The following is a 6,847-nucleotide window of genomic DNA, read 5'->3' as shown; positions in this document are numbered from 1 at the left end:
GAAATCGTCGGGTTGTGTGCCACTGCATCGGAGTCCTCGGAGACGCAGTGTCTTCTCATTTTTTGATGCTTGACAGAGCACTGCGTGACCGAGGACGGTCATGCAGTGGCACCCTAATTTTTCATCGTGACAAACCACTAGCCGCAGTCTCTCCAGGCCGTCAGGTCCTATCATTTGCACGACTTCTGATCTGTGTGAAAATCCGCGAATCGCGGGGGTTGAGTTGCGTTCAACCTGCGACTTCCGCCAAGATTGCCATTGTTTTTCGATGGACAGCGATCTTCTGGAACTGCGGTGGTGATGTTCGGACTGTTTCCTCTAATTGCCTTCGGATTCGGCAGCCCCTTGATGTTGTGGGGACTGGCGGCCGGCAGCATTCCGATTCTCATCCACCTGCTGCATCGCAGGCGGTATCAGACGGTTCCCTGGGCGGCCATGCGATTTTTGCTCGCCGCCACCAAAAAGCAATCTCGTCGCCTCAAGCTGGAACAGCTACTGCTTCTGTTAGTCCGCACCATGATCGTGGTCTGCCTGGCATTGGCACTTGCGCGGCCAACGGCCGAAACGCTTGGGCAATACTTTCAGTCTGAGGGCCCCAAGCATCGGATTATTGTGATCGACGCGACACTCAGCATGGGCAGCACGACCACCGGTCGAACCCGGTTTGATCGCGCCCGCGAGCTGGCCCGTCAGATTGTCGCCGGTTCTCGACAGGGGGACGCCATCAATCTTGTCCGCATTAGCGAGTCAACGCCGCACGTCATCATCGCCCGCCCGGCCTACCAGTCGATGGCGGTCATCGAAGAGATCGAACAACTGCTTCTATACGACGAGCGCGTCGATGCGTCGATGGTTTTGAAGGAAGTACAGGACCTGCTGTCGCTCGCACCCGAAATTCGCCGGAAAGAGGTCTACCTGATCACCGACCTGCAGGCGTCGACCTGGGCGCCGGCCAATTCTGTCGAAGCCTCGCGCATCCGGGAAACGCTCAAGACGATCGGTTCCCGCTCACAGGTCGTCTGGCTGGATGTGGGGGATTCCAACGCGAGCAACACCGCCGTCACCGGGCTCAGGATCGACAACGATTTCGTTCTCTCCGGTCGCCCGGTCCGCGTCTCGGCCAGTCTCAAAAACTTCAGTTCGATCGGGGCGTCGAATCAACTCGTCGAGCTCATGGTGGACGGCCAGTTGACCGACACCAAACGGGCCGACCTGCCAGCCGGCCAGGAAGTTTCCGTCGATTTTTCGCCGACGTTCAGCGACGGAGAACATCGGCTGAATGTCCGGATCGCCCCTGATACGCTTCCCGTCGACGATGTGAGATCACTCGTCATTCCCGTTCGAAGTGAACTGCAGGTGCTGCTCATCAACGGTAAGCCTTCCGGCGAACCAATGGGCAACTCCACTGACTTCCTGAAACTGGCTCTTGCCCCCGAACTCCCCAACCGGGCTTTCTCCAGCCCGATGCGTCCCACGGTAATTCGAGAAAGCGAACTGCTCGGATCCGACCTCAGCCGGTATGACTGCGTCTTCGCCTGTAACATCGCGATGTTCACCGAACGCGAAGCCGAAGTTTTGCGCAGTTACCTGGAGTCAGGTGGCGGTGTGGTCTTCTGCCTGGGTGATCAGGTCCGCCCCGACAACTACAATCAAATTCTGCATGCAGAGAAACAGCCGATCCTTCCCGCCCGGTTGATCGAGCGAACGGGTGATCCCCGCAAAAAAGACGTGGCATTCACGTTCGACCCGGGAGAATTCAACCATCCCATCCTGCAACCGTTTGCGGGAAATGCCAATGCCGGTCTGGAACTGACGAAAACGTTTGTGTACGTCAAAGCCGAAGTCGACGCGGACCGGGGGGCCGAAGTGGCCCTGGGATTCAGCTCGGGCGACCCCGCGATTGTCGATGCCCCTTACGGGCGAGGACGCGTGGTGCTGGTGACCACATCGGTCGACCGGGAATGGAGTACGTGGGCGGTCTGGGGCCACAGCCTGATTCCGCTGATGCACGAGACCGTGAACTACGCCGTCTCGGGACGGTGGAAAGACAGGGACGTCCTTGTCGGTCAGCCGTTGCAGTGCCACGTCGGACTGCGAGCCACCGACACTCCCGCGGTCCTGCATCTCCCCAATGGTGATACCAAACAACTGCAACCTTCCGCGGATGGGCGCACTATCACGTCCGAACCGACCGCGACCAGTGGATTCCACAAAATTGTGCTGGGACCACCTGCAAATCGGACGGACTGGTTCGCCGTGAATGTCGATACCCAGGAAAGCGATCTCACCTCACTGCAAAGCGAAGACCTGCGAACCGAATTGATGCCGGGAATCGAGTTTCGTTACCTCACCGAATGGGAAGAAGCGGCAGCGAGCAACGGAGAACAGGTGCGTGTGATTTCGACCGGGACGGGCTTCTCGCGGTCACTGCTGTTCGCGGCCATGGCCTTGTTACTGGTCGAACAACTGATGGCGTGGAACTTTGTTGCCGGAGCCAGCCTGCTGCTCGCATTCGCAATGGGATCGTTAACATTGAATGCCTACCGGTGGGATTCCTGGATCGGTGCCGGGCTGGCGAGCGTCATCGCAATCAGTCTGGTGGCGTTGGCCCTGAAATTTCGCCCCGTCCTCCGCTCGGGCTGAGACGCGAGCAGATTGAAGTCTCTGCAAGCACGCAAATAAAGAACCTTCCCTCCGCGACGACACGCAGATGGCAATGCAGAGCACCGGCGGAGCCAGTGAAACCTATTCCCAGTTTCATGACGGATCGTTTTCCTTATTCATTCCGGCTTCGACGCGGGCGTAAGTCTTTGTCGTCGAACACCTATTCAGACATCCCATGAAATCTGCCCGTCGTCCACTGCTCTCCAATCACAATCGCTGCTGGATCTGGGGCCGAAATGCGGTTCTTGAGACATTGCGAGCGAACTACTGGACGATTCTCGAGTTGCTCTACAGTGACCGCTGCGAAGAAGCGGCACTGCGCGAGGCTTTTGATCTCGCCGCTCGGTTCGACGTGGTCATCACGTACGTCCGAGACGCCGACATCACGAAGCAGTGCCGGTCTGAAGACCATCAGGGGCTGGCGGCCCGGATGCCTCCCTTCCCTTATGGAAACGTGGCCGACCTCTGGAAGCAATTACCTGAAAATCCTGTCCTGGTGATGCTCGACCGCATCCAGGACTCGCACAATTTCGGCGCGATCGTCCGTTCGGTCGATGTCTTGGGAATGCACGGCGTGATCGTTGGCACGCAGGAACAATCCCCCGTGAACAGCCTGGTGGCCCGCAGTTCCGCTGGCGCCGTGAACTTCGTCCCGATCGTTCAGACCGAAAGCCTGACAGCGACTGCTGAAGAATTGAAGGAACGAGGCTTCCAGATCGTGGGTGCCTCTGACCACGCCACGCAGCCGATCTACGCGACCGATTTCCGCGGACCCACGGTTCTGATCATTGGAAACGAAGGACGTGGAATTCACCCGACACTAAAATCGCTCTGCAATCACTTTGTGCAGATCCCCGTCCTGGGGCGAGTCAGCTCACTGAATGCGGCGGTGTCAGCCGGAATCTTGTTTTACGAGGTTCTGCGGCAACGCCGCGATGGAATTTAATCTGATCGGGTCGACGAACCGAATCCGTCCACCTGGAAGACTCTTTAGAAAGACATGGCATGTCTCTGGTTTTGAAGAATCCACATAGCGTCCTCGCGGCACTCCAGTGCCGCCCGCACGATGTCGTGGATATCCGCCTCCCTGCCGGGAAGCCCTCCCCCGCCTGGAACGAAGTGATTGAACTGGCACGACAGCACCAGATTCCGATCCGTACAAACCTTGCCGAGGAACCTCGACGTAACGCGAAGGAAGGGAAGTTCGAGCGCACTGGCGCGGCGCAGGCCACCGTCCGCGAACGAAATGGACTGCTGGTCGAAGAACTGTTCGCCGAGGCCTCAGCCAGCCCCGGACTGTGGCTGGCACTCGATTGTCTGCAGGATCCGCACAACGTCGGTGCCCTGTTCCGCACGGCGTCGTTTTACGGAATCAAGGGAATCATCCTGACGCGGGACCGATCGGCCCCTCTGACGGCCACCGTTTATGATGTCGCCGCCGGTGGTCTGGAGTACGTCCCCTTCGGCGAACCGACCAACATGGCCCGCGCAATGAACATCGCCAAAGCGGCCGGGGTCTGGCTGCTCGGTGCATCCGAGCACGCGGAACAGGACGTCTCGCAGATCCCGCGTGACCGTTCGTGGATGCTCATTCTCGGTAATGAAGAACTCGGCCTGCGTCGATTGACCCTGGAAAAGTGCGACCAGGTCTGCAAGCTGACCGCACGGGGTGACGTCCCTTCGCTGAATGTTTCAGTGGCCGGGGGTATCCTGATGGCTGAACTGACGCGCGCGGTTTAAGATCGTGAGTGACGGCTTTCCCCTCGGCCCTGTCCGTCAATTCGACGCGGCCTCATCGGACCACGACATTGTCCGGTCCTGCGACCAACCAGAAGACGACCGAAATGCATGCTGTTGAGTTTCTCAAACAATCCTCCGGTGACATCGCTCCTGTCGTCGTCCTGTCGGGTGGACAGCGGCATCTGAAACAAGCCGCGATGGCGAACTTACGGAAGCGCGTAATCGACGATGACGAGACCTGCCTGACCCGATTTCCCGCGAAAGAAGCGACACTGCAGGCCGTTTCGGACGAACTTCATACCGTCTCGATGTGGGGTGATCGCCGCCTGGTAGTCGTGGATGACGCAGACGAATTCGTCACCAAGAATCGTGCAGGTCTGGAGAAGCTGGTCGAAAAGCCGGCCAGAAAATCCGTTCTGGCTCTCGTTCTCGACTCTTTCCCAAAGACCACGAAGCTTTACAAACTGGTCGCTGCGAAGGGGCTGGAGATCGAGTGTTCCGAGCTGAAAGGCCCGCAACTGCAGAAATGGCTCCAGGAGACGGCCAAGGAGACTTACGGCCAATCGATTAGCCGGGACGCCGCCACATTGCTGGTCGAACTGGTGGGCGACGAACTGGGAATGCTGGATTCCGAGCTGGCAAAGCTGGCGTCGTATGTCGGGTCGAAAGGAAAGATCGAAATCGACGACGTCAAATCGCTGGTCGGCGGATGGCGGACCGAGACAACCTGGGCCATGACCGATGCGACCCGCGACAATGATCTCGACTTCGCCCTGACTGCACTCGATCAGTTGCTCACGTCAGGTGAACCACCCATGAAGCTGCTGGGGGGAATCTCGTACACCTTCAAAAAGTACGCCGTCGCAACCGATCTTTCACGGACAATCGCTCTCGATCAGGCGCTGCGACAAGCAGGGGTCTTTCCGATGGCCGTGAATGCCGGTCAGTCCTACCTTCGCCGATTGGGCCGAACGAAGGCAGAGCAGATCCTGCAGCGACTGGTCCAGGTTGATTCGGGTCTGAAGGGCGCAAACCCTCTTCCCGAGCGGATTCAGCTCGAGCGTCTGCTGGTCGAGCTGTCCGGGCATGACCTTTCCTGAAACCAGCCGCGTGACTGCTTGCTAGGCAGCCTTCTTCAGAACGAGGCAGGTGTTGTTGCCGCCAAACCCGAACGAGTTCGAGACGGTGACATCAATCTCCCGTTCCTGTGGTTCATTGCGGACATGATGGAGCATCGCGCATTCGGGGTCCGTGTTGTCGAGATTAACGGTCGGCGGAATGAGCTGCTTTTCGAGTGAGACAAGGCAGGTCACGGCTTCAATGGCCGCCGCTGCACTGAGCAGATGGCCGGTCAGCGATTTGGTCGAGCTGATCGGGACTCGGGAGACTTCGTCGCCGAGGACGGCCTGCAGAATTTTTGCTTCACAGATATCGCCGACCGGCGTTCCTGTGGCGTGCGCATTGATGTAATCAATCTCGTGCGGTTCCACCTTGGAGTTCGTGAGTGCCTGCCGCATGGCGGCGATTCCCTGCTGCGGTTCAGGACAGGGAATCACCATGTGATGGGCGTCACTGGTGGCACCAAAGCCGGCGACTTCGGCATAACGGCGTGCCCCTCGTTTCACGGCGGCGGAGGTCTTTTCCAGCAGGAAGACCGCTCCCCCTTCTCCGAGCACCATCCCGTCGCGGTCCCGGTCAAAGGGACGCAGGGCTCCGTGAGGCGCATCATTCTTCCGTGACAATGCTCGCAGGTTTCCGAAGCCAGCCAGTGAGAGCGGGGTGACACCGATGTCACACGCTCCGGCAATGCAGAGATCGACCCAGCCCAGGTCGAGCCATCGTTTCCCCTGCGAGATCGCCCAGTTCCCGCTCGCACAGGCAGCAGAGATTGTTAACTGAGGACCATTCAAATTCAGCAGTTGATGGATCTTCGTCGTGACGCCGGCAGGTTCTTCCATCGGATCGAAAGCGCGACGGCCCCCGCGGCGGTAATCCATCTCCCAGCTCTGCATCCACTCGGCACCCATTCCCAGGACCAGTCCGATCCGCAGATGTTCGGGGCGTTTGTCCCAGCCCGCGTCTCGCAAGGCCGATTCGACACACCAGATGCCGCACTGTTCGATCCGCAGTCGCGAACGAAAATTGGCCTCGTCATACCCTTCCGGACAAGGGATTTCGCCAATCAGACTGGCAATCTGACTCGGATGATCCGTCACCTCAAATGCCGAGACACGCTCAATCCCCGATCGACCTGCCAGGAGACTCGATGCGAATTGTTCGTATCCGTGACCGATCGAGGAGGTCAATCCGACGCCCGTAATACAAACCGAATCTCGCTGATCCATCTCTGTCTCACTTTCTCAAATCATGTTGATTCTGTGTCGGCCGCCCCGGTGCCCCTGCCGGATAACGGACCGAGGTGCGAAATGTTTGTCGCTTACTC

At 58.7% G+C, this 6,847-nt stretch carries 5 protein-coding genes; 4 read left to right on the top strand and 1 reads right to left on the bottom strand.

All coding sequences use genetic code 11. The features are described 5' to 3' along the window. Positions 1 to 300: 300 nt before the first annotated feature. The 4 genes from VGE80_RS22765 to holA all read left to right on the top strand — a co-directional run bounded on the left by VGE80_RS22765 (position 301) and on the right by holA (position 5,504). Complete coding sequence (locus tag VGE80_RS22765; protein ID WP_440594238.1) at positions 301 to 2,643, top strand: BatA domain-containing protein; 2,343 nt, start codon at positions 301 to 303, stop codon at positions 2,641 to 2,643. Between the two features lie 196 nt (positions 2,644 to 2,839). Then, positions 2,840 to 3,610, top strand: coding sequence for a 23S rRNA (guanosine(2251)-2'-O)-methyltransferase RlmB (gene rlmB, locus VGE80_RS22760; protein ID WP_440594237.1), 771 nt, complete (start codon positions 2,840 to 2,842; stop codon positions 3,608 to 3,610). Between the two features lie 59 nt (positions 3,611 to 3,669). Further along, positions 3,670 to 4,404 (top strand): 23S rRNA (guanosine(2251)-2'-O)-methyltransferase RlmB, encoded by a 735-nt coding sequence (locus VGE80_RS22755; RefSeq protein WP_440594236.1) that lies wholly within the window; start codon positions 3,670 to 3,672, stop codon positions 4,402 to 4,404. Positions 4,405 to 4,412: 8 nt separating this feature from the next. Beyond that, positions 4,413 to 5,504 (top strand): DNA polymerase III subunit delta, encoded by a 1,092-nt coding sequence (gene holA, locus VGE80_RS22750; RefSeq protein ID WP_440594235.1) that lies wholly within the window; start codon positions 4,413 to 4,415, stop codon positions 5,502 to 5,504. 21 nt (positions 5,505 to 5,525) lie between these two features. Here holA and VGE80_RS22745 read toward each other — a convergent pair whose 3' ends face one another. Beyond that, a complete protein-coding gene (locus VGE80_RS22745) occupies positions 5,526 to 6,749 on the bottom strand; it encodes a beta-ketoacyl-[acyl-carrier-protein] synthase family protein (protein WP_440594234.1) in 1,224 nt (407 codons plus the stop codon). Between the last annotated feature and the right edge of the window lie 98 nt (positions 6,750 to 6,847).

The sequence above is a fragment of the Schlesneria sp. genome, assembly GCF_036405755.1.
GTDB lineage: Bacteria > Planctomycetota > Planctomycetia > Planctomycetales > Planctomycetaceae > Schlesneria > Schlesneria sphaerica.
Note: the sequence above shows the minus strand (reverse complement) of the source record. Positions and strands in the feature narration are given on the sequence as shown.